Here is a 24,523-nt window from a genome sequence, read left to right as displayed (position 1 = left end):
ATATCAATCTGTTGGAACCTTATCCGGGCAGGATCGAAGTTCAGTTTTTGAGGGGATCTGCCGGTGCGGTGATCAGATCAAGCACCTGTTCGAACGGCACATGACGCACCGCGGTCACATCGTCCTGCGGCGAAAGCCAGTTCAGACGATCGCGCAGGCCAACAACCTTGCCCAGAATGCACACCGCAGGCGGCTCAACACCTTCGCGTTCGACATCATCCGCCGCCTTTTCAAGGGTGGTGATCAAAATACCCTGTCCCGGCGTGGTCGCCTGACTGATCACGGCAAGCGGTTCATCCGCGGCCCGACCATTTGCCATCAGTTCCGACGAAATCCGGCGCAGATGTTTCATCGCCATATACATGACAAGAACCGGCGCACCCTTGGCAAGGGCCGCCCAGTTGATGTTGTCTGGCACTTCGCCACTTGATCCGTGGCCGGTGACAAAGGTGACCGACGAATTGCAGTCGCGGTGCGTGGTCGGAATCCCGGCATAGGCCGCACCGGCAATCCCGGCGGTAATGCCCGGCACAACACGAAACGGCACATTGTGATCAACAAGGGTCATGCCTTCTTCGCCGCCGCGTCCGAACACGAACGGATCACCGCCCTTAAGGCGCAAAACACGCAGGCCCTGTTTGGCCAGTTCAACCAGTTGCAGGGAAATATCGGTTTGTTTGGAAGATGGACGACCACCGCGCTTGCCCGCATAGATGCGTTTGGCATCGGGACGCAAAAGGTTCAAAATCCGTTCATCGACCAGTGCATCAAAGACAACAACATCGGCCTGTTGCATGGCGTTGACGGCATGCAGCGTCAGAAGACCGGGATCACCGGGTCCCGCCCCAACAAGCCATACCCAACCCGGTTCAAAAACCGGAAAATCAACACCAAGGTTCGTCATCGCGCGATACTTCTACTTAAATGAAATGCAGCCATCTGTGCAGGACCGCATCAAGAGGATATGTTAAACAGCAATCAAACGATACGCACAACATATTTCCGATATTTTTTCGTATAACTTTTTAAATCACATAAATATTGATGTTTAATTGAATTTCTCAATCGGATCTTATCCCCGCCCTCAATAGCGAAAACACCGACAGGATTAACAGGAAAAAAACCGACTGATGGCAAGAAAACCGGAAGGACCACTGCGCAAGGGATGGACGACGGGGGCCTGTGCCACCGCCGCAACCCGTGCCGCGTGGCAGGCATTGCTGTCCGGCGACTTTCCCGATCCGGTCACCATTACCCTGCCTGGCGGAGAAACGCCGTCCTTTCAGTTGATCAAGGCTGAAAAGGGCGATGGCTGGGCGCGCGCCAGCGTGATCAAGGATGCCGGGGATGATCCCGATGTCACCCATGGGGCAGAAATCATATCGACGGTGCGCGTCGGCAAACCCGGAAGCGGCATCACATTCCATGCCGGTGACGGGGTCGGTACGATTACCAAGCCGGGCCTGCCATTGCCACCGGGTGAACCCGCGATCAATCCCAAACCGCGCGAAATGATGGTCGGACAGATCGAAGCACTTTGTAATCAGTATGGTGCAAGCCCCGATGTCGAGATCGAGATTTCCATTCCCGGGGGTGCTGAAATTGCCACCAAAACATGGAATGGGCGATTGGGCATTGTTGGCGGGTTGTCGGTTCTGGGCACCACGGGGATTGTCATCCCGTTTAGCTGTTCGGCCTGGATCCATTCGATCCATCGCGGGATTGACGTCGCGCGGGCGACCGGGCGCGAACATGTTGCCAGCGCAACCGGCAAAACATCCGAGGCTGCCATTCGTGCATTCTATGGCCTGCCCGAAGAAGCCATTCTTGATATGGGCGACTTTGTTGGCGGGATGCTGAAGTATCTTCGCAAAAATCCGATTGCCTTTGTCAGCATCGCCGGTGGGTTTGCCAAACTGGTCAAACTTGCCCAGGGGCATCTCGATTTGCATTCAAGCCGATCACAGGTCGATTTTGATCGACTGGCAGGAACGATTGCAGCGTGTGGCGGGGATGAAACGCTGCAAGACCAGTGCCGCACGGCCAATACCGCCAAACAGGTTCTGGAACTTTGTCAGGCGGCTGACGTTAAGATTGAAGATGCGATTGCCCGTCAGGCCTGCGAATCCGCGCGCGCCACATTGGACGGCGCATCGGCCGTTGAAGTCGTCATTACCGACCGCAACGGCACCATCATTGCCCGCCACGGGATTGGCGAATTTGATCAATTCCGACCGGTGGCATCGTAAGCAGCAGTTCGTTAATCTGTTCCCGTGTCTGCGCAACAAACAGGCCATCCAAGGTCATAAAGCAACAACAAGGTTCTTTGCCCATGTCCCTCTCCCGCCCTGCCGAACGTCCAAAACGCATCCTTATTTTTGGCGGGACCGGAGACGCAAATCGCATTGCAGAGGACCTGATGCATGAATTTGGCCGGGATGTTCGTTTGCAACTCTCGCTCGCCGGGCGCACCAGCGCACCGAGCCTTCCAGATGGCGTTCCCGTACGTATCGGCGGTTTTGGTGGGCCGGAGGGCATCATCACCCATCTCAAAAATGAACAGATTGATCTGGTGATTGACGCTACCCACCCCTATGCCACAGAGATTTCACACAATATCGCCAAGGCCTGCCATGCGGTTGCGATGCCTTGCATTCAGTATCACCGCCCGGCCTGGGAACAGACCGAAGATGACAACTGGATCATGGTAAAATCGATTGAAGAAGCGGCCAGAATCCTGCCCGAGGTTGGCAATCGCGCACTAATTGCCAGCGGTGCCAAGAACCTGCATGCCTTTGAAGGGCTTGAAAAAACGTGGCTACTTGTTCGTACCGTTGATGCCCCGCGTGATCCGTTTGATTTGGAATTTGGCGAATGGCTGTTTGCGCGCGGCCCGTTCAGTGTTGAAAGCGAGACGGAGCTTCTTGAACGCAACGAAATCGATGTGATCGTCAGCAAAAATAGCGGCGGTGAGGCGACCTTTGCCAAGATCGAAGCCGCGCGGAACCTTGGCATTCCGGTGATCATGATTGAACGCCCCGGTGGGGAGCCGGTCATTCAGGCCTCGTCGCGTTCTGAAATCATCGATACCGTTCGTGAGACCCTCAAGAAGGTTTGATGGTCCTGTGCAAGGCGGCATGTTTGCTCGCCAACTTGCACGCAATCAAAAAACCCCGCCAACGGTTTGGCGGGGTTTTCTTTTTGATCATCTGATCAGCCGTGCGCCTTAGACGAAACGGCGGAACTCGCCCGATTTGCGCGGCGGGCAGAACCGTTTGAGGTATGACGGCGCAATTGCTTCTAGGCTATTGGGCGTAATGCCAAGTTCGGCAAAACCGTCCGCACCCTCGGAAACGACGTTATCGGTCTTGAGCAAACGTACCTGATCCGGGGTCAGCGGCGGAACCGGTAGGAACTGCAGGAAGAATGCCTTGATAGAGGCCAACCAGAACGGAACCGGCATCAAAATGGCGCGCTGACGGGTGATGCGCAGCATGTCCTGCAAAAGCGCCATGAAGGAATAGGTTTCCGGTCCACCAAGCTCATAGGTCTTGCCAGCAGATTTACCTTCGGTGAGGGCCGTGACAAAGGCGTCGGCAACATCGCCAACATAGACCGGCTGGAATTTCGGACCGCCTTCGCCGTGCAGATCGACCTTGCCTTCACCCAGATCAACTTTCGGAAGGCCCGGTGCGCCAACAACCGGCAGCATCGGCGAGAAACGCGCCATGGTGGCAAACTTGTTCAGGAAGTTATCATTCGGGCCAAAGATCACCGACGGGCGGAAGATCACCGCATCCGGGAACGCTTCGCGCACGGCCTTTTCACCGGCCAGCTTTGACGTCGCATAGTTGGCAGAGGTGTTTTTATCCACACCCAGTGCCGACATGTGCAAAAGCGTCTTTACACCGGCTGCCTTTGCTTCCTCGGCAATGCGTTTGGCCGCCTTGACGTGGATATTGAGGAAATTCTTGCTGCCGCGTTCATAAAGAATGCCAAGCAGGTTGATCACCGCTTCGGAACCCTCAAGCGCGCCCTTGATGCTGTCTTCGTCGCGCACATCGCAATGGACCGGAACAACCTGCCCCAGATTGCCCATCGGTTTGAGTTTTTTGACGCGCTCAAAGCTTCTGGTCGGGACGCGAACGATAAAATCACGCTCCAGCAGACGCTTGACGATATGACGTCCGACAAATCCGGTGCCGCCAAAAACGGTTACGATACGACGTTCCATGCTTGCTCTCTCCTTGCCGGTCGGGACGATGCGGACGATGCCCACATCAGATGCCCGTGCTCGGTGGCCTTGGGGTCCGGAACGCCAAAACGATCCGGTCCGAAACTGATCCTGTGGAAAATCATATGGTGCCTGAACACACGGTGTCCAAACAGACGACAATATGATTTTCCGCAGGCTCTTGGGTTATATACGACCCGCAATTGTGGTCAACAATGCGGTTTTATGAAACGTTTTCGTCTCTGCCCTGCAATTTGGCCAGTATTTCATCATGCAGTGCCAGCAAACCGGCCCGATAATCCGGATAGCGCAGCTTAACACCCAATTCCTGTTTGATCCGCGCATTTGAAACCCGTTTGTTGTCTTCATAAAAACTGGCGGCCATCGGGCTTAGCTTGGCGGTGGCAAAATCCTGTTCGGGTGGCGGATCAACACCAAGCAATCCACAGGCATGGGCGATCACATCCTGCGGCGGGGCCGCATCATCATCACAGACATTATAGGCCGCCCCGCAATTAGGCTGTTTGATGGATGCCAGAACCGTCTGGGCGATGTCATCAACATGAATGCGCGAAAAGACCTGACCGGGTTTGACGATCCGGCGTGCACGGCCGGATCGGACGGTTTCAAGCGCGTTGCGACCGGGGCCATAGATGCCCGCCAGTCGGAAGCTTTGCACACACAGATCATGACGACGGCCAAGATCAAACCATGCCTTTTCCGCAGCCACGCGCCTGCGCCCGCGCTTGCCACTTGGCAAAAGGTCATCATCCTCGGTGACTTCGGCGCCATCCCGATCACCGTAAACCCCGGTGGTCGACAAATAGCCAATCCATGTGCCCGAAGGCAGTGCCGCAAGATCGCTGCCATGATGATGGATGACCGGATCACCCATCCCGCCGGGCGGGGCCGATGAAAGGACATGCGTCACGCCTTCAAGCGCGCTGGCGATATCGGCGATCGGTTGATCATCGGAAAAGATAAAGGGTTCGATGCCTTCAGACTTCAGCTGTTCGGCCTTGTCCGCGCTTCGCGTGGTTCCGGCGATTTTCCAACCCTCTGCCTTAAGCTCGTGTGCAACAAGGCGGGCGGAAAATCCCAATCCGAAACAGAACAGCTTATTGGTCATCAAGGCACCTTTTGTGACGGCAAATTCGTGTGAAGGGCACAGTAACGGCCTTGCCACAGACAAACAAAGTCTTTTGGCAAAACCTTTTGGACCATGATTTGTTCCCGCAAACTGTGGCTTTCGGGAACAACAATCATCTTGTTGCCGTTTTCATGGTGTGAGACTTCACGAATGTGCGTTTACAGATATGCGCATTCAGCCATGGTGGATTGATCATGTGATCTTCTATGGTGACTGCCAGAAACTTTGCCAAAGACGGAGCTTTTTCATGTCACGACTTTTCGCGACCTCGTTCCTAGCGCGCGCCACAGGCTTGCTGTGTCTGGCGGGGTTTGTCGGCATCTATGGCGCAGGCGTGCCTTCCGCCATGGCCCAGACCGAAAGCAACGGTGGCATGACACAGGAAGAAAGCCAGCAATATCGTGACTGCATCAAGCTGGCCCAACTCAAACCCGAAGACGGATTTGAAAGCGCGATTGCTTGGCGCGATCTGGGTGGTGGGGAACCAGCGCGCCATTGTGTTGCCGTCGCACTGATATCGCTTGGCAAATATGAAGAAGCCGCCACACGTCTTGACGCGCTTGCCAAGGACAGTACGGCCGGACCGGGTGTCGTTGCCGGGATGCTGGCCCAGGCCGGTCAGGCCTGGATGATGGCCGATAACCTTGAATTCGCCTGGCGCGATCAAAGCCGCGCGCTTGAACTGGTGCCCAACAATCCGCAGCTTTGGGTCGATCGTGCCATGGCACTTGGCCTTGCCGGGCAGTATTGGGAGGCGATTGATGACCTCAATGCCGCACTTGATCTTCAGCCTGGCCATACCGAGGCGCTGATTTACCGGGCATCGGCCTGGCGACTGCTTGAAAGTTACGATTTGGCAATGACTGATATCGAACAAGTTCTGAACCGGGAACCCCGGAATGTTCAGGCACTTTTCGAACGCGGCAAGCTGCATCAGATTGCCGGTGATAACGATCTTGCACGGCAGGACTGGTTAACTGTCATAGAACTTTCAAATGGAACCCCTGTTGCTGACGCGGCAAAAGCGAATATAGAGAAGATGGATGTTCGCACCGGATCGAACTGACGGGGACCGTCAGTTCAGAAAACAGGTTCACGGTGACCGATTTCCTTGTATATGACCGGTAGAACCATTTGCCGGATCATCACCGGATACGTTTTGGGGGACGAAATGCGTCGCACGCTTGCCTTGGCTACCCTTGCCGCATCGATGGCACTTCTGACATCACATGCCGCAATGGCCCGCGATCAGATCAGGATTGTCGGTTCTTCGACGATCTTTCCGCTGACCACCAAGGTCGCCGAACATTTCGCCAAAACCACCGGCGCACCGGCCCCGGTGGTTGAAAGCACCGGTTCAGGCGGCGGCTTCAAGCTGTTTTGTGGCGGCATTGGCGCAGAGTTCCCCGATATCGTTGACGCATCGCGCCCGATCACCGGGTCGGAAACCGCAATTTGCGCGGCAAATTCTGTCCGCGACATCAGTGAAATCAAGATCGGCTATGATGGCATTGTCATGCTAGGCTCGCGCGAAGCACCGGGCATGGAGCTTACCGCCCGTCAGCTTTATCTCGCCCTGGCGCGGACCGTTCCGGTCAATGGTGCCAGTGTGCCAAACCCGCATGAAAAATGGTCTGATATCGATCCCAGCCTGCCCGACCTTAAAATCCGCGTTTATGGCCCGCCGCCGACTTCGGGTACGCGCGATCTGATGGGGCAACTGTTGCTTGATCAGGGTTGTGCGACATTTTCTGACATCGCAAGCCTTGAGGCAACCGATCCTGACAGCTTCCGCCTGTTGTGCCGGACCCTTCGTGAAGACGGGGTCTATATTGAAGCCGGAGAAAATGATCGTCTGGTGATCAGCAAGCTTGAAAAAGACCCGACGTCTTATGGCGTGATGGGCTTTAACAATCTGGAGCGCAACCGCGAACGTCTTCAAGGTGTTCCAATCAACGGCATTGAGCCGGATTATGAAACCATCCTTGATGGCAGCTATCCGGCATCGCGTGCGCTTTATCTGTACGTCAAGGATGACCATCAACAGCTGGTCCAGAGCCTGGGTGACTTTATCTCGACCTATGTTTCGGAAGCGGTGATTGGCGAAGAAGGTCTTCTGGCTGATAACGGTCTGGTGCCGCTGACCAATGAGGAACGCGCTGAAACCATGACCAGTGCCGCGAAATTCGCCGGTAACTGAACAGCTGACGGATCAACACCACTAGACGCAATTGAGCGGCCGGGCATCAGTCCGGCCGTTTTGCCATCCAGACCTGGTTGCTGGCATATTTCGGGGGATTGCCCTGGAAATCCGAAAATTCCGATATCGAAATGAAACCGGATAGCTCCAACATCAGCCGCATTTCACTGCGATGAACCCAGCGCAGATGATGCCAGCAATCCTCGCGCGTAATCACATCGCCCTGATCGTTGATTTCTTCAAACCGCCAATGTTCGCTGAACTTCTGGGTCAGGGGATCATTGGTGCGTTCCATCGCCGTGATGCGAAGCCGACTGCCCGGCTGCCCAACACCATCAGGCATCGGAAAGATCGGCAGTTCGACGTGCTCCGGGTCACCTTCTGGAAGACAATAACGCAAATCCGGATCCATCAGATCAAGGGCGATCGCCCCACCGGGTTTCAGATGGGCAAAGGCCCGTTCAAGGGCGCGACGCTGACCCTTGGCATTGGTGACTTCCTGAAGGCCGCGAAACGGGATGATCACCAGATCAAACTGCCGCCCCAGATCAAAGTCGCACATATTGCCAAGATGCCATATCAGATCAGGGTAATTGGCGCGTGCCTGACCCAGCATGGCGGGTGACAGATCAAGGCCTTCGACCGCGACACCAAGTTTGGCAATCGCGGCACTGATCCGGCCCGTGCCGCAGCCCAGTTCAAGCACGCCGTTTTGATGCGCAAGGCTGGTTGCCAGACGGGTATAAAAGGGAATGGGGTCTTCAAAAATCTTGCGATCAAGATCAGCGCGAAGATCGTAACTGGCAGTATTTAAACCGCCTTCAGGGTAGAATTCATCAGATATGGATGAATCCTTCATTCAAAATCCAGTTCCGCGTAATGGCTTGATGGTGGGAAACTTGCCTGCCGATCCGCCAGAATATCGCGCATGGCAGGGCGGCTTTTGATCCGCATGTACCAGTCCTTGGCACGTGGATGTTTTGACCAGTTGATATCGCCCATATAGTCGATCACGGACACCTGTGCGGCAGCTGCCAGATCGGCCATGGTCAGATGATCACCGGCAAGCCAGTTCCGGCGTTCAAACAACCAGCCGATATAATCCATGTGATAGGCGCCATTGGTGCGCCCGGCACGCAGGACCTTGGTATCGGGGGTGCCGGTCGAGAAGAAGCGTTTCAGGAGCTTCTCACCGAGCAGATGGTCAGTGACCTCGCGATTGAATTTGCCATCAAACCACGCGACAAGACGGCGGATTTCGGCGCGTTCCTTGGGGTCGGATCCAAACAGTTTCGGCTCGTCCTCGTACACCTCGTCGAGATACTCGCAGATGACGCTGGAATCACACAGCACCGTCCCGTCTTCTTCCTTAAGCACAGGCACTTCACCGGCCGGATTAAGCAGCAGGAAATCGTCACGCCGTTCCCATACCGGTTCAGCCGTGAGTTCGAAATCGAGCTTTTTCTCGGCCAGGACCAGACGGACCTTGCGCGAAAAAGGTGAAAGCCAAAAATGATATAACTGACGCATGAGCGTGAAGATACCCGACCAAGATGAACGTTTCGCAAAGACCCGGCATGGGGGCGCAAACATTCCATAAACCGCAACGAAGCCGGTTCGTTTCCAACCCGGAACTGCAAGATATCTCAAACCATGCAACGCGCACGAAGTAAAGACCTTCAAGTGCGCGAAAGTGCAATTTTGCTATACGTAACGCTCATGCCTGACAGAAAGCTTAAACACGCCCTGTCAGGCCCGGCTTTTTGCCAGTTCCAGCATACCATCGAGATCAAGGCAGGCTTCAAGATGATCGGCCAGTTCATCAAGGGCCGCGTCAATACTGGCCTCAAAATGCGTCATTTTATGTGCCTCGTCCGATCGCAATGCCGCCAGAAAGGCATGCCGGAAATCATCACTGCCAAACAGCCCGTGCAGATAGCACCCCAAAACCCGCCCATCACCACTGATCGCGCCATCCACCACACCATTCAGGTCAAGCCAGCTTCGCGCCCGATCCGGGCCATCGGTCCGGCCCATATGGATTTCATAGCCATCGACGGGTGTTCCGGCGGCAAGAACAGCATGATCGCCAACCGTCAGCCCGGTTGTTTTGCGCAGCGTCTTGTCGCCCGCCATAATGGTTTCAACATCGAGTAAACCGAGGCCAGCCTCGCTTCCCGGCGCGCCTTCGACCCCGTCCGGGTCATGGACCATACGGCCCAGCATCTGATACCCGCCGCAAATGCCGATCACATGGCCACCCCGCCTGTGATGGGCCAAAATATCGATATCCCAGCCCTGATCTTTGACGAACCGAAGGTCTGCCATGGTCGATTTTGACCCCGGCAGAAGCACCAGATCACAATCCGCCGGGATCACTTGCCCCGGCTTGATCACCAGCAATTCAACATCATCCTCGGCGGCCAGCGGATCAAGATCATCAAAATTGGCAATACGGGGCAGATGCGGTACCGCAATGCGCAGGACTGCGTCCCCCTCATTCCCGGCATTGCGTTGATATTTCCCGGCCTTTTCAAGCGCCACGCCATCTTCGGCAGGCAGCTTATAGGCATTCGGCCAGTATGTTGCGATACCGTAACTTTTAAGACCACAGCGCTCATGAATGATGCCGGTGGCCGGTTCAAACAGCGACACATCGCCACGAAACTTGTTGATCACATAACCCTTAAGCCAGCAGCGATCATCGTCGGACAGCAACGCATGCGTACCAACGATCGAGGCAATCACCCCGCCACGATCAATATCGCCGACCAGAATAACCGGAACGCCTATGGCCTCGGCAAAGCCCATATTGGCGATGTCGGAGGCCCGCAAATTGACCTCGGCAGGTGAGCCGGCACCTTCGATCAGGACAAGGTCGGCATCACTTGCCATGATCTCGAAGCTTTCGACCACCTTGGGCAGCAGATCACGTTTGAGGCGATAATAATCACGTGCCTTGGCGCTGGTCAGGACCTTGCCCTGCACCACGACCTGCGCCCCAATGTCGCTTTGCGGTTTGAGCAAGACCGGGTTCATATGAACTGATGTGGCAACGCCCGCCGCACGTGCCTGAAGCGCCTGCGCGCGGCCAATTTCGCCACCATCATCGGTAACGGCGGCATTGTTGGACATGTTTTGCGGTTTGAACGGACGCACCCGAAGGCCACGACGCGCATAGGCACGGCACAATCCGGCGACCAGCAAGGATTTCCCGACGTCGGAGCCGGTACCTTGCAACATCAGGGCGGGGACGGATTGCGCACTCATTCCGGTTTCAAAACTTTCTTGTAAGTGATCCGCTAAATGATCAAGGCCGGATCAGAACTCGACACCAATCTGTGCCTTGATGCCCTGTTCGCGGAACGGGTGTTTGACCATGGTCATTTCCGTGACCAGATCGGCCGCCTCGATCAAGGTATCCGGGGCATTGCGCCCGGTAAGCACGATATGCTGATCAGGCAGTTTGTTGGCGAGTGCTTCAAGCACATCTTCAAGCGGCAGGAAATCATAGCGCAGAACGATATTGATCTCATCGAGGATCACCATCGAATAGCTTGGATCACGCAGCATTTCCAATGCCTTGTTCCAGGCTTCACGGGCCAGGGCGACATCCTGTGCCCGGTTCTGGGTTTCCCAAGTGAAGCCCGCCCCCATGGCGTGAAACTCACAAAGATCGGGGAATTTTTTAAGAAGCTTTGCCTCACCAGTTTCCCAGCCCCCCTTGATGAACTGGACAACGCCGACTTTCATATCATGACCGACACAGCGCATCGCCATGCCAAAGGCCGAGGAAGACTTGCCCTTGCCTTTGCCGGTATGGACAATGATCAGGCCCTTTTTATCGATCTTCTGGGCCATCATCTTGTCGCGTGCGGCCTTGATTTTCTTCATTTTTTCATCATGCCGCGCATTGATATCGACGTCTGGCTGGCTTTTGTCGGTCATTGTTTCTTCCCTTTGAAATGCCGGCCCAGAATGCGGCGAAAGTCCTACCGGGATCAAGGGCAGTTTTGCGGAGTTTGATCAAGATCCAAGTGGGCGATCACACCCTGAAATCCATGCTGCTTCGCCGCCGGGCAAAAGGCGTTGGCATCGGCCCCTTCGTCAAGATATTCGACGGCGAAAACCGGCTTATCTTGAGAGACATAAATATCAAACTCATGCATGAAGCGAAGTCGATGGGCCGATTCCAACAGGGCGAAATCCATCTGATCAACAAGATCGGGCACAAGATCGGCAACATTTTTCTGCCCGATGGCAAGACCGCGCTTATGAGCCTCTGTGATCAGCCAGTTCACATATCGCAGCTGATCATCGCGCGTGATGTCAAAACCGGTTGGCTTACTGCTTTGGTCGGCTTCAAAGGCATCAATGTTATCAGGCTCGACCGCCAGAAACCCCTTGTCACGGCAAAGATCAAGACGGGCGCTGATCACATTGGCAAAAAGCTCAAACCGGCTGATATCAAGCCACTTTTCCCCATCCCACCCCCAATAGGGCGCACCGATCACATCACTTGGAAAAGCCTTCGCGTCATCCCGCCAATTTTCGACAGCCCCGACATTGATATAACAAATCGGATACTGCCCGGCCGCGCGCCAAGCCGCGACCTGATCGGCGGACACATCAAAAAGATCGGCCCCGACAATGCGGATGGCGTCATCGACATCAAGCGTGCCTTGAAGCTGCCAGAGAAACGGACCGTTTGGGACGGGTGTCCATTCTTTTGTGGTATCCGCCTGTGCGGTTTGCCCATGCAATAGCAGGCCGAGGAGGATGCCTGCCCACAGACAAAATGATTTGGGAATTGAGTTTTTCACGCGATGCATCTGCCCTGAAGTGTTGGGCAGTGAGTTTGCCCGCGCAAGCAAACCAAGACAATCCCGCAAACAAAAAGCGCGATCCAAATGACCGCGCCTTTTGCTCTTCTTGATCAATCAGGTCTTACCAATTGGCGCTTTGACCTGTTGTCAGGCCAAGGTCACTGGTCACCAGATCCGCCCATTTATCGGGTTCGCGCATGTCGATATTGCGCAATTCCGGGCGGCGCATCCGGGCCTTGTTAAACAATTGCAAGCGATCCCCGGGCGACATGCGGCGCAGGCGGTCCAAGGCCTTTCGCACGGCCTCGTTGCGCGCGCCGGCCGGGCTTTGGAAGCTTTTCTCGATCACCTCAAGGCGCTTTTCCAGCCAGTCACGGCTGATCGCGACCTGTTCGATCAGGGTTTTGAATTCACGCACCACCGGGAAATGATCCAGACGAAGATGGGCCACCGCAATAGCCGTGCGCCAAACCTGACGTTCGACCCCTTGCAGGTAGCGCCAGTAAATCTTCACCTTGGCATTGATTTCGAACTTGGTTTGGTCCGGACCCGGAAGGTGATGGGCAAGCTCTGTCATGCCGGCATGGAATTCATCAAACGTTACCGGCCGATGCACGCCGTTGAAACGTTCACGAACATCCAGAACTGCGCGAATGGCACCGCGCGCCGGGCGATAGCGCCCGTTGCCGTGCAAATCTGCACGCAACCATTCTGGCATGTTGAAATCAGAAAGCAGGGAGTTGACGATATCTGCATGCCTGTCATGGGCAGGCATTGGAGTTTGCAGATAATCTGGCAAACGAACGTTGGTCTTGATATCCATCGCGGCCTCCGATCTGTTCAATCAACCTGCTTCCCATGCAGGCGATCCGATAGGGGTGCCCCGTCCCTCACAACTTATTAACAGTTGGTTAATTGAGATATGGTGCGAAAACGTAACGTTTCAACTGCCCGGTTTGTTCCGACGGTAAAATTCCCGTGATTCCAATAACAAGCAACAGTTGACGCGTTAGCGTCCCAGATCGACGGAAACACTGTTGCGACGCGGCTGCCAAAGGCCGCGCTCGATCGCCTCATTCAGGCGGTCCTTGATGTCTTGCAACGCATCGGGATTGTGATCGGCGATAAATTCGCGCACCTCGGCATCGCCGAGATAGGCATCATAGACCAGATCGAAGTGATGATCGGCAACGCAGCGCGCGGTCGCGGCGAAAGCAAACAGATAATCGACTGTTGCCGCCATTTCGAACGCGCCCTTGTAGCCATGGCGCATCACACCCTTGATCCATTTGGGGTTCACGACACGCGCCCGAACGACACGGGCAATTTCCTCCTCCAGGGTGCGGATTTTCGGGCTTTCCGGGCGGGAATGATCACTGTGATAAACTGTGGGCTGTTTGCCGGACAGACTGCGCACAGCAGATGTCATTCCGCCTTCGAACTGATAATAGTCATCGGAATCCAGCAAATCATGTTCACGGTTGTCCTGATTGTGGACAATCGCATCGACCTTGGCGAGGCGGGTTTCAAACAGATCGCGTGCCGCCGTGCCCTCGGCGCCATTGCCATAAGCATAACTGCCCCAGGCAAGGTAGGCATCAGCAAGATCGTCTTCGTCTTCCCAGAGTTTTTCGTCAATCATCGCCTGCAAACCGGCCCCATAGGCCCCCGGCTTGGAGCCAAACACCCGGAAACCGGCCTGCCGCGCCGCCTGATCCGCATCCATTCCCTTAGCGCGAAGTTTCTCGGTTTCGGCCCTGATCCGCACGGCAATCGGATTGAGATCATCCGGCTCATCGGTTTGCCCGGCCACCGCCCTTACCGCACTGTCAAACAGGTCAATCAGACCGGGAAAGGCATCGCGGAAGAAGCCAGAAATACGCAGGGTGACATCAACACGCGGTCGGCCCAGAACCGATGCCGGCATAATCTCAAAGCCAGTCACCCGGCGTGACGCACTATCCCAGGTCGGGCGCACCCCCATCAGGGCCAATGCCTGTGCGATATCATCACCGCCGGTGCGCATGTTGCTGGTTCCCCAGACAGACAAACCAAGCGCGCTTGGCCATTCGCCGTGATCCTGCACATGGCGTTCCAGCAATAGCTCAGCCGATTTCCACCCCAACTGCCAGGCGGCTGGCGTCGGGACAGTACGGGTATCAACCGAATAGAAATTTCTGCCAGTTGGCAAAACATCCGGGCGGCCACGGGTCGGCGCACCGGACGGGCCAGGTTCGACGAACTTCCCGGCAAGGCCACGCAAAAGACCCTCGATCTCGGCCAGACCGCAACCAACAACGGCCGGGCGAATAGTCGTTTCGATATCAGAAATAACTTCACAGACGGCCGACCACGCCGGATCGGCCTTCACCGTTCCGTTGACCAGATCACGTGCCAAAAGCTCGATCCGTTCCACAGTATCGCCGGTGGTGCGCCATGGTCCGATATCTTCGCCGTCATAATGCGCGAGAATTTCGGGCTTGGATCCCGGCCAGAATTCGGCAAAGGCACAATCAAGCGGATCAAACGCCGGATCATCAAGGATATCCTTGGCAATCGCGCGATGCAGGGATGCCTTGGGCCCACTGTCCGACCCGCGCGGCAGGCGTGCCAATGCGACCAGAAGATCGGTCAGAAGGTCACCCTCAGGCGCCTTGCCGTAAATATGCAGACCATCACGGATCTGAAGTTCCTTGAGCTCGCACAAATAGTTATCAAGCTTGGCCAGTGCGCTTTCTTCGTCCTCGTCGGGCTCGATGCCGCAATCACGGTCAAGGCCGATGCGGATCGCCAGTTCAAGGATGTCACGTTTCAGGATCACAAGGCGACGGGGATCAACCGCGGCCGCGTCATAATATTCATCGACCAGCGCTTCGAGATCCTTAAGCGGCCCATAACTTTCCGCCCGGGTCAAAGGCGGGGTTAGATGATCAAGGATCACCGCCTGGGCGCGGCGCTTGGCCTGTGTGCCTTCGCCCGGGTCATTGACGATAAAGGGATAGAAATGCGGGGTCGGGCCAAAGACCGCCTCCGGGAAGCAATCCTCGGAAAGCGCCAGTGACTTGCCCGGCAGCCATTCCATATTGCCGTGCTTGCCAAAATGAATGATGGCATCGACGCCAAACACATGGCGCAGCCAGATATAAAAGGCGAAATAGTTGTGTGGCGGCACCAGATCGGGCGAGTGATAGCTTTCAAGCGGATCAATGTTGTAGCCACGCGCGGGCTGTAACCCGACCACCACATTGCCAAGCGGCAGGATCGATAGCGCAAAGGCATCCTGACCCGCCAGATAAAACGGATCGTTCTTCGGGTCGCCCCAGGCCTCAAACACCTGATCCCGGATGGCCGGTGGCAGCGCATCAAACGCCTTTTGATAGTCTGCACGCGGTAAAGTCACGCGAATTTTGCGACCGGCAAGGGATTTGAAATCATTGGTCGGCCCGACCTTGATCGCAGCAATCAGCGCATCGCCATCTTTTGGCAGATCACTGACCCGGTATCCTTCGCCCTGCATGGCGCGGAGTGTTTCGATCATGCCGGCCGGGGTATCAAGCCCAACGCCGTTGCCAAGGCGAGCATCCTTGTTGGGATAGTTCGCCATAACCATCGCCACCTTGCGCGCGCTGGTATCTGATTTGCGCAAGCGCACCCAATTGGCGGCAAGTTTGGCGGTAAAGGCCACGCGATCGCGCACGGGGATGTATTTCACCAGATCAATCTGGGTCAGGTCATCCTTGCCAGCCGATCCCTTGAACGACACCGCACGTGATAGGATACGGCCATCAACCTCGGGAAGCGCCACATTCATCGCAATATCGCGCGCGGCCAGACCATTGACACCGTCGCGCCAAGCGTCCTCGCCACCGCCTGACAGCACCACCTGAAAGACCGGGGCATCGACCGCGTCAAACGGACCATTTTTTCGTTTTGATCCCGGAACAGATATCGCAAAGCCGGTGGTATTCAGGATCAAATCTGCACTGGTTTCTGCCAACCAGTCCTCAACCAATGCCGCTGCCAACGGATCCTTGAGACTGGCAACAAAAATCGGCAATGGATTCAGTCTATTGGCAACCAATTCCTCAACCAGCGCGTCAATAACATCGAGGTTGGCGGCCTGCACCAGAGACCGATAGAAGACAATCGGCGTAACCGGTTGATTTGCAATCCAGTTAACCCGGATTTCATCAAGGCTTGCCTGCGCCTTGCCGGGCCAATAGCCCCCGGCCTTGACCAGGGGGGCCGCTGGTGACCAGTTCCAGTTCACGCTTGAATTTAAGTTTTCGTATATAAGACGAAGTAAATTCTCGGAATTTTGCGGTCCGCCTTCGATCAGGTAACGCCAGATATTCTGATATTCGCGCCCCTTGACGGTCGAAAGCGTCAGAAGCTCCGCATCGGGTTGATCATCACCGGGCAACAGGACCAATGGAATGTCCTTGGCACGTGAAAGCGCAACCAGTTGTTCGATGCCATAATCCCAATAACCGCGCCCGCCCAGAATGCGCACGATGATGAATTTGGCATCGCAAAGTACATCGTCGATATAAAGATCGACCGACATGTTGTGGCCAAGCTGCAGCAAACTTGCCAGACGCAGTGACGGGGTTTCGTCGCCAAATGCATCGACCAGACGCCCTTGCGCCCCTGCAAGACAGGCAAGTTCGGACTCGGCCGCAGACAGGATCACCACATCGCCGGGTTGCTGTCCAAGGTCGACGGCCTCACTGCCATCTGTGACCATTCCGGGCTGGGCTGCCAATAGATGCATCGCGGGATCCGTATCCTTATGCGTTTGGTCTTAAAACAGGCTGAAACCGGATGATTTTTAGCATCCGGTTTCAGGTGGCTTGATCAGGTTAACTTGGATCAGGCGGCTTTGATGGCGGCCTCGATCGCAGTGCGGTCCAGACCATGCAGGCCAATCACCACCAATTCCGAGCGGCGGGTTTCGCCATCCGCCCACGGACGGTCGAAATAGCGCTGAAAACGTTCACCAACCCCCTGAACCACATGGCGCATCGGTTTGCCCGGCACATCAACGAATCCTTTGATGCGCAGCACGTCAAACTGACGCACGACATCAATCAGGCGCTTCTCAAGGTTGGCCGGATCACTGATCGCATCAAGCGATACGACAAAACTGTCGAAATCATCATGATCATGTTCGTGGCCATCGTCATGATGGCTTGGGCGACTATCAAGGTCATCCTCGGCGGCAGCCCCCAGACCAAGCAGGATGGCGTTTTCAACCCGTGAATGTTCGGTCGCGATAATCTTGACTGACGGCTTTTTCAGCTCTGCACGGATATCGGCTTCGACCTTGCTGCGTTCGGCATCGGTCAGAAGGTCCGTCTTGTTGAGAACCACCATATCGGCACAGTGAAGCTGTTCTTCGAACAGTTCTTCAAGCGGGCTTTCATGATCAAGATTTTCGTCTGCTTCGCGTTGCGCCTGTACCGCGTGATGATCATGGGCAAACAGACCATCACGCAGGGCCGCGCCATCAAGAACCGCCACAACGCCATCAACGGTCACACGCGACCGGACTTCGGGCCAGTTAAACGCCTTTACCAACGGTTTTGGCAGGGCAAGACCAGATGTTTCGATCACGATATGATCAGGCGGCGTTTCACGGTCAATCAGGCCCTGGATGGTAGGCAGGAAGTCATCAGCCACGGTACAGCAGATGCAACCATTGGCCAGTTCAACAACGTCATCTTCTTCGCAGCCTTCAATGCCACAGCCATTGATGATGCCTCGATCCACACCCAGATCGCCAAATTCATTGATGATCAGCGCGATGCGTTTGCCATTGGCATTTTCCAGCATATTGCGGATCATGGTTGTCTTGCCAGCGCCCAGAAAACCGGTAATGACGGTTGCCGGGATTTTGCCCAATTGTGCCATTTCTGAAATCCTTAAAATTCAATAATTTATGTTGTTATTTGACCGACATCGGAATGCCGGCCACCACAAGGGTGACCTTGTCTGCAATCTCTGCAATGCGTTGATGCAGGCGTCCGGCATGATCGCGAAAGGCCCGCGCCATCGCATTTTCCGGCACGATGCCAAAACCAACCTCGTTTGAGACAAAAAGCACCGGCACGACAAGGGTTGGCACCAGATCACAAAGAGCTGCGATCTCGGCATCAATGTCGCGGTCTTCAAGCATCAGATTGGTCAGCCACAAGGTCAGACAATCAACAAGAACAGGCTTGCCGCCTGTGACATTACAGGTCTGCAGCGCCGAACAAAGTTCGACCGGTTCCTCGAGTGTCTGCCAAAGATCGCCGCGTGATTTTTTGTGAAGATCTATGCGGTTGGCCATTTCGTCATCCCAGGCACGCCCGGTTGCGATATATGTGCCACCGCCCGCCTGATTAATGATGTTTTCGGCAAACCGGCTTTTGCCGGATCGCGCCCCGCCAAGGATCAGATGCGTCCCGCCAGAGGGGCCGTCAGGGGGTAAAGTCTGGGTCATCCCGTTTCTTCCTCGCCATGGCCTCCCACCGAGGCCCGATTGCGTCGTCACCTTCCTTCGAATAGTGACACCTTCGGCAGGTTTCCTGGCTGCGGGCATGAAAGCGATCCGCCTTCCCGGTTTCCCGGTGGCTGGTCTGGCGCGTTGGCACCGACCCGGATCTCCCAACCCGATACAGTTGCGGGGGCAGCATCGGCCTTGCACCGATTTCCCATCACCGAACGATGCGCCGAACCTAGCAGGTTTGCCAAAAATGCCAAAGGTCATTCTCGGCACTTAACCCTTCGTTACCACCCCACCCTAATCGGAAGGTCAGTATTTGTAAGAATTGTCTGCTTGAGAGGTCATACCATTTCAGCCAACATCAAGCCGTTGCGCTGGAACTAGGGTCAGGACCTATTAATTTGATTTGAATGGCAGACGTTATATTTGCGAAATCCAAGGAAAAGCCCGCCGGGCGGGTTGGTATCCCGCACAAGGGATTTGACGCTGGAGTTTGCAAATATAACGTCTGTCCTTCGGATTAATCGGATTTGCACGGACTACTTTGTCGTAAAACCTTGAAAGATAAATATCTTCCTGCAGTTTTACTCCGCGTATCCGCGCAAATCTGTTTAACCATTCAAACCAAATTAATAGGTCCTGACCCTAAAGACGGAACAATCCGCAATCTGGCGAAAACCCGGGAAGTAGACTCATCACCCGGATGGCTGCAGGAAATACTGCAACCGAAACTCTTGGGGTAATCTGGATTTTTCAAGACCAATGGCAATACGTTCTCACCTATCCAAAATCCGACAGATGAACGCGCCAACCTGGACCACATCGTCTCGCAAGGACATGTGGCTGGGATTGCTGGACCGTCTGAACAGTCCTGATCGGTCATTTCAGGATTTTCTTGAACAGCGCGCAGCCGATGGCGAGATCACTCTGGCACGCCGCGATGTGCGTGACATCTTTGCCGAGGATGCCTCAAAGGGTGTAATCGCAACCATCATCTGGTCCCATGAACGTGGCATTCGCGTCAATGCGCTTTCGTTGCTTGTGCGCGATATGCCAACCCTAGTGACCCTGATGTCGATCTCGGATTTCGGACAGGACGAGTTGAACGAGCTGCTTTCCCAGCCGGGCATTTCCGTTCCGACTGCCAGCAAGATGTTGTCTGCCTGCGGCAAGACTTATTGCGGAATGCCGGCTGCCATCATTGATGACACCATCATCCAGGTGATTGAAAACGCATCCTTTGCCAGTGATTTCCCGAATGTCGCCAAATTGCGAAGCAAATCACGCAGCCGCCCGGTGCCCTATTATCAGGCCTATCTGCGCGATGTTTTCGACATCTGCGAAAAACATGATCTGAATCCGGATATGGTTGACCGCTATCTGGCAGAACACGCGCTTGATGACATGGCATCCGATATCGAGCTGGCCTCTGCCTGACGGAACATGCCTTAAGCTCCTTAAAAGCGCTGATTGACAGCGGTCACGCGCCAGCCCGGTTCGTCGACACCGTCGATATATTCAAGCGTGGTCAGACCCAACGTGTCGATATGAAATGCCAATGCGGTTTCAAGGGATAAACCCAGTGCATTGGCAAGCATGGCACGCACTGTGCCGCCATGAACGACAGCGACAATGTCGCGCCCGGCCCAATCCGCACTCAATCGGCCAAAGACGGGTCCGACACGGGCAACCACATCGGCAAAGCTTTCACCCTTTGGGGGGTGTTGGCGGGCAAAGTCGGTCCAGAACCGTGTTGTTTCCCCCTTGGGCAAATCATTCCAGTTCTGCAATTCCCAATCACCAAAATGCTGTTCGGCAAAGCCGCTTTCAGCCTGCGGCGCTATGTCTTTATCCATGAACGCCTGCAGACTGCGCGCCGTATCATGCGTACGTGACAGATGGCTGGTTACCCAGACGGCATCACCCGGCAGTTGCCCGGCAAGGGCAGCCAGTGCCTTTTCATCGGAAAGGTCGGCAGGCATGTCACTTTGGCCATAGACCAGCCGTTTCGGATTTTGGACGGGCGCGTGACGCACCAGCCACCAGCGGGTTATTTTCAAACTGCTCACGGCATTCCTTCTTGTTGCTGTGCTGGTTGATCAAAGGGCGGCAATAAAGGCGATACCAACAAACAGTTCGGTCACGATCTGGGTTGCCCCCAGGACATCCCCTGTCTGGCCACCGATCTGCCATTTCGCGACCGCCGCAACAATACCCACCGCCAAAAGTCCACCCATTAGAATGGCCATCGTCGCAAACAGACCCGATAAAACAAGCGACAGGATCAAAGCAAGGCCAACACCCAAACCGACCATCATCAAATTTGGCGTTCCGGCCCCCTTGCCCAAACCATCGGCGCGCGCCGGAGGCAGGATATGCATCACGACTGGCATTGCCGCCCGTGATGTTATTGCCATCACCAGAAACAGGATCGCTGCCTGCCCGGCATCGCCCGCCGCAGAAAGTAAAATCAGACGCAGGCCAAAACACAGGATCAGGGCAACAACGCCATATGTACCGATCTGGCTGTCGCGCATGATTTCAAGCTTGCGCGCATGCTCAAACCCGCCGCCAAACCCGTCGGCACAATCTGCGATGCCATCTTCATGCATTGATCCGGTCAACAAAACCATGCCTGCCAAGGCAACAATCGCAAAAATCAGGATATTGGCTGTCAGGGAATAGACCAGCATCGCCGGTAGCATGGCAAAACCAGCCAGCAACAAACCGACCAACGGCCAAGACCAGACCGATCTTGCAATCACCTCAGCGCGGAAATCCTCGATACCCTTGACCGGAACACGGCTAAGTAACGCCAGGGCGCGCCAGAAATCGGAAATAGGCGAAACCTCGACGGGGGCATCTGTCGCTGTGTCTGGGCCGGGTTTGTCAGATGAATCCGAGCTTTGCATATTTGTTTCGTTTTGGTTATGATCTTTGGATAGCATAAATTTCCGATTTTCAAACTGGCAATCTGTTGCGCACAGGCCTAGTTTGGCCCGACTTCCTGAACCGCCTTACAAAATTGGTTTCCGAGCCTAATCCTTACCACCCCGGAAGCCAAGCGGAACACTAGTTAGGCACCTTTGTCGCCAGCCGGAGACCAAAATGTTCAACCCGAAACATCCGCCCCAAAATCTTGAGGAAATTCGTGCGCTTCTCGCCGAACTTCCCGAAGTCGATCAGGAAGCGCAGGCCGCCGTGGCCCAGCGCGAACCAACATTGACCAAGCCTGCCGGATCGCTTGGACGACTTGAGGATTTCAGCCTTTGGCTGGCAGGATGGCAAGCAACATCACGCCCACGCATGTCGCGGCCGCGCGTTACAGTTTTTGCCGGCAGTCACGGTGTCGTTGCGCAGGGCGTTTCGGCCTTCCCGGCCAGCGTGAACCAGCAGATGGTGGAAAACTTCATCAATGGCGGGGCTGCGATCAACCAGATTTGCAAGTCTGTCGATGCCGAACTCCGCGTCATGGAGGTCGCCCTTGAAATCCCGACCAACGACTTTTCCCATGAACCTGCGATGGACGATGAAGGCTGTGCCGAGGCGATGGCCTTTGGCATGAGTGCGATTGAAAAGGGACTGGATCTTTTTGTTCCCGGTGAAATGGGCATTGGCAACACCACATCGGCGGCGGCAATTTCCCATGCACTTTATGGCGGGAATGCTGCGGACTGGACCGGCCGGGGAACAGGGATCGATGACACTACCCTTGACCGCAAGACGCGCGTCGTAGGTGATGCCATCATCCTGCATAAAAACCAGATGCATGATGGATTGGATGTTCTGCGCTGTGTTGGCGGACGCGAAATTGCTGCTATGGCCGGTGCCATCATTGCAGCGCGCTTTGCACGGGTTCCGATATTGCTTGATGGTTATGTATCCTGTGCGGCGGCCGCTGTTCTGGCTGCGATGCGTGCCGATGCACTCGATCATTGTCTGGTCGGGCATGTATCGGCAGAACCGGGACATGCGCGGCTGATTGAGAAACTGGGCAAGGAAGCACTGATCAATTTCGGCATGCGCCTTGGAGAAGGATCGGGTGCGGCACTTGCCATCCCGCTTTTACGCGCAGCCGCAGAATGCCACACTGGCATGGCGACCTTTGAAAAAGCCGGAATTGATGGCAAGGAAGAGGCCTGATTCCCAGCCTTACAAGTGAGCCCACCCAATAGCGTCAGCAATCTGGCGCTATTTTTTCGTCCGTTCGTTCATCAGGTGCTCGACATGGCGGCCCTGGAACATGGTGATATTGATTGAATGACCAAACTTGATGGCGCGTTCGTCATCACAACGGCACAAAATAACGCGGGTATCGCCGGACTCTGCCACAGCGGCGCGCATGGCTTCACGATGCTCTTCATCCATGTTTTCCATTTCCGGATCCCAGAGCATCTTGATCATATCAACGCCAAGCTTGTTACGGTTGATATAGGGAAGCGACAGATAGCTGATGCCATCGATACAGATGCGATAACCGCGATCACGACAGAAGTCGCGCGCGAAGAAGAATGCCCCAAGGTCTGCAAAGATATCGATCTTCTGAAGCTCAAGAACGATTGTCCCGCGCTGCCCAGCCTTGACGTTACTATCAAACGTCAGGAAGTCCGGTGACAACAATGTCGAGACGTTCAAATTGATGCTGACAGAGCCGGTCACCGATGCGTCATTTGATCGGGTCAGAAGCGACAACATGCGCCGATCCAGAATTTCGGTCAGATGCTGAAACAGCCAACGGTTCGAGAGAACATTGACATCTGGCAGCAGCGTATCCTGCAAATCCTTGATCGAGATGAACAATTCATGGAAAACCGGCGTCGGGTTCGCATCACCCACCACGGCACAAATGGCCTGTCGACGCATCAGGTTGGACAGATCCGCACGCCGCAGCGACTCATCAATGCGCCCCAATATCTTCGGGGTCAGCGGCGCGCGATCATCGCTGAGTTCGGGATGGTCATTGTGGCGCTCGGCTGCCTTGCTGACGATTTTGGGTCGATTGGCGTTGGCGCGGACCAACAACTGTGTCAGATGCAGGAATTCTTTGTATTGCTGCCCGACATCGAAATAGTCGGTAAAGGTCGCGGGCGCGCCGCTTTCATCCTTGCCATCACTGATCAGCGGATCGTCGTTGAACAGGAACTTCAGCCGGAAAATGACAGCATTCACCTCGTCCATCTCTGCGGCATCAAAGATGAAAATCAGATCCTGGTTGGACAGGGTGAAAATACGCCCGGTGACTTCCGGTACGATCTCTTCAAACGCCGTAATCGCCGTACGGATGTGATGGTCACGGCGGTTAAATGGCAGCAATTTGGAAAAATGCACATGAATCGCACCAACGCCGTCCTTGCGCCGCTCAAGGCGCCGCACATAGTCAACGAGGAAGGCTTCGGGCGATGGAAGTGAACTATCAGACATAAATGCAATGACCAGAGAATTGTTTCGACGGAATCACAGCCGCTAATCTGCCCGAACCACGATAACGCCGGTGCATTAACAGGTTATGTATTTAGCATTCATGCATGTTGAAACCAAACCCGAATATCGGGGAATTTCAGACATGTCTAAGAAAAGATAAGTCATAGCTTTCCACCATCCAAGCTGCTAGTTTCAGCCCGTT

The 24,523-nt window shown here is 55.1% G+C and carries 21 protein-coding genes and 1 riboswitch; of the genes, 6 read left to right on the top strand and 15 right to left on the bottom strand.

The window, feature by feature from the left end; genetic code table 11:
- Nucleotides 1-40 precede the first annotated feature (40 nt).
- A complete protein-coding gene (gene cobA / locus IT893_RS19955; protein WP_008888930.1) occupies nt 41-904 on the bottom strand; it encodes a uroporphyrinogen-III C-methyltransferase in 864 nt (287 codons plus the stop codon).
- Between the two features lie 226 nt (nt 905-1,130).
- On the opposite strand from cobA, the gene IT893_RS19950 reads away from it, so the two are divergent.
- Entirely contained in the window at nt 1,131-2,249 is a 1,119-nt protein-coding gene (locus IT893_RS19950; RefSeq protein ID WP_197146414.1) for a cobalt-precorrin-5B (C(1))-methyltransferase, read from the top strand.
- A gap of 83 nt (nt 2,250-2,332) precedes the next feature.
- Nucleotides 2,333-3,118, top strand: a complete 786-nt coding sequence (locus IT893_RS19945; RefSeq protein ID WP_197146413.1) for a cobalt-precorrin-6A reductase — start codon at nt 2,333-2,335, stop codon at nt 3,116-3,118.
- A 108-nt stretch (nt 3,119-3,226) separates the two neighbouring features.
- On the opposite strand, the gene IT893_RS19940 is transcribed toward IT893_RS19945, so the two are convergent.
- On the bottom strand, nt 3,227-4,234 hold the full coding sequence (locus tag IT893_RS19940; RefSeq protein ID WP_197146412.1) for a complex I NDUFA9 subunit family protein: 1,008 nt from the start codon (nt 4,232-4,234) through the stop codon (nt 3,227-3,229).
- 223 nt (nt 4,235-4,457) lie between these two features.
- Nucleotides 4,458-5,363 (bottom strand): SDR family oxidoreductase, encoded by a 906-nt coding sequence (locus tag IT893_RS19935; RefSeq protein WP_197146411.1) that lies wholly within the window; start codon nt 5,361-5,363, stop codon nt 4,458-4,460.
- A 268-nt stretch (nt 5,364-5,631) separates the two neighbouring features.
- Between IT893_RS19935 and IT893_RS19930 the strand changes: the two genes are divergently transcribed.
- On the top strand, nt 5,632-6,450 hold the full coding sequence (locus IT893_RS19930; protein WP_197146410.1) for a tetratricopeptide repeat protein: 819 nt from the start codon (nt 5,632-5,634) through the stop codon (nt 6,448-6,450).
- Between the two features lie 105 nt (nt 6,451-6,555).
- The gene (locus IT893_RS19925; RefSeq protein WP_252724020.1) at nt 6,556-7,584 is read left to right on the top strand and encodes a substrate-binding domain-containing protein; all 1,029 of its coding nucleotides are present in this window, start codon (nt 6,556-6,558) and stop codon (nt 7,582-7,584) included.
- A gap of 46 nt (nt 7,585-7,630) precedes the next feature.
- On the opposite strand, the gene IT893_RS19920 is transcribed toward IT893_RS19925, so the two are convergent.
- From IT893_RS19920 to cobU, 9 genes are all read right to left on the bottom strand, one after another.
- Complete coding sequence (locus tag IT893_RS19920) at nt 7,631-8,443, bottom strand: trans-aconitate 2-methyltransferase (protein WP_197146408.1); 813 nt, start codon at nt 8,441-8,443, stop codon at nt 7,631-7,633.
- Nucleotides 8,440-9,114, bottom strand: a complete 675-nt coding sequence (locus tag IT893_RS19915; RefSeq protein WP_063086819.1) for a glutathione S-transferase family protein — start codon at nt 9,112-9,114, stop codon at nt 8,440-8,442. Before IT893_RS19915 ends, IT893_RS19920 begins: the two co-directional genes overlap by 4 nt.
- Before the next feature lie 219 nt (nt 9,115-9,333).
- Complete coding sequence (locus IT893_RS19910; RefSeq protein WP_197146407.1) at nt 9,334-10,854, bottom strand: cobyric acid synthase; 1,521 nt, start codon at nt 10,852-10,854, stop codon at nt 9,334-9,336.
- A 51-nt stretch (nt 10,855-10,905) separates the two neighbouring features.
- Nucleotides 10,906-11,532, bottom strand: a complete 627-nt coding sequence (gene cobO / locus IT893_RS19905; protein ID WP_008888919.1) for a cob(I)yrinic acid a,c-diamide adenosyltransferase — start codon at nt 11,530-11,532, stop codon at nt 10,906-10,908.
- A 53-nt stretch (nt 11,533-11,585) separates the two neighbouring features.
- On the bottom strand, nt 11,586-12,407 hold the full coding sequence (locus tag IT893_RS19900; protein WP_252724019.1) for an endo alpha-1,4 polygalactosaminidase: 822 nt from the start codon (nt 12,405-12,407) through the stop codon (nt 11,586-11,588).
- A 124-nt stretch (nt 12,408-12,531) separates the two neighbouring features.
- Nucleotides 12,532-13,233, bottom strand: a complete 702-nt coding sequence (locus IT893_RS19895) for a hypothetical protein (RefSeq protein ID WP_197146406.1) — start codon at nt 13,231-13,233, stop codon at nt 12,532-12,534.
- 186 nt (nt 13,234-13,419) lie between these two features.
- On the bottom strand, nt 13,420-17,184 hold the full coding sequence (gene cobN / locus IT893_RS19890) for a cobaltochelatase subunit CobN (protein WP_197146405.1): 3,765 nt from the start codon (nt 17,182-17,184) through the stop codon (nt 13,420-13,422).
- A gap of 98 nt (nt 17,185-17,282) precedes the next feature.
- Nucleotides 17,283-18,323 (bottom strand): cobalamin biosynthesis protein CobW, encoded by a 1,041-nt coding sequence (gene cobW / locus IT893_RS19885; protein WP_197146404.1) that lies wholly within the window; start codon nt 18,321-18,323, stop codon nt 17,283-17,285.
- A 34-nt stretch (nt 18,324-18,357) separates the two neighbouring features.
- Nucleotides 18,358-18,897, bottom strand: coding sequence for a bifunctional adenosylcobinamide kinase/adenosylcobinamide-phosphate guanylyltransferase (gene cobU / locus IT893_RS19880; protein WP_197146403.1), 540 nt, complete (start codon nt 18,895-18,897; stop codon nt 18,358-18,360).
- Between the two features lie 57 nt (nt 18,898-18,954).
- Nucleotides 18,955-19,146, bottom strand: a riboswitch (cobalamin riboswitch).
- Between the two features lie 552 nt (nt 19,147-19,698).
- On the opposite strand from cobU, the gene IT893_RS19875 reads away from it, so the two are divergent.
- Complete coding sequence (locus IT893_RS19875) at nt 19,699-20,337, top strand: hypothetical protein (RefSeq protein WP_197146402.1); 639 nt, start codon at nt 19,699-19,701, stop codon at nt 20,335-20,337.
- A 20-nt stretch (nt 20,338-20,357) separates the two neighbouring features.
- Here the strand turns inward: IT893_RS19875 and IT893_RS19870 are convergent, their stop codons facing one another.
- Complete coding sequence (locus tag IT893_RS19870; protein WP_252724018.1) at nt 20,358-20,969, bottom strand: histidine phosphatase family protein; 612 nt, start codon at nt 20,967-20,969, stop codon at nt 20,358-20,360.
- A gap of 30 nt (nt 20,970-20,999) precedes the next feature.
- Nucleotides 21,000-21,812, bottom strand: a complete 813-nt coding sequence (cobS, locus tag IT893_RS19865; RefSeq protein WP_252724017.1) for an adenosylcobinamide-GDP ribazoletransferase — start codon at nt 21,810-21,812, stop codon at nt 21,000-21,002.
- Between the two features lie 196 nt (nt 21,813-22,008).
- Between cobS and cobT the strand changes: the two genes are divergently transcribed.
- Nucleotides 22,009-23,043, top strand: coding sequence for a nicotinate-nucleotide--dimethylbenzimidazole phosphoribosyltransferase (cobT, locus tag IT893_RS19860; protein WP_197146400.1), 1,035 nt, complete (start codon nt 22,009-22,011; stop codon nt 23,041-23,043).
- A 48-nt stretch (nt 23,044-23,091) separates the two neighbouring features.
- Here the strand turns inward: cobT and IT893_RS19855 are convergent, their stop codons facing one another.
- Complete coding sequence (locus IT893_RS19855) at nt 23,092-24,321, bottom strand: hypothetical protein (protein WP_008888909.1); 1,230 nt, start codon at nt 24,319-24,321, stop codon at nt 23,092-23,094.
- Between the last annotated feature and the right edge of the window lie 202 nt (nt 24,322-24,523).

The sequence above is a fragment of the Thalassospira sp. A40-3 genome, from assembly GCF_015871485.1.
Classification (GTDB): Bacteria; Pseudomonadota; Alphaproteobacteria; order Rhodospirillales; family Thalassospiraceae; genus Thalassospira; species Thalassospira tepidiphila.
Note: the sequence above shows the minus strand (reverse complement) of the source record. Positions and strands in the feature narration are given on the sequence as shown.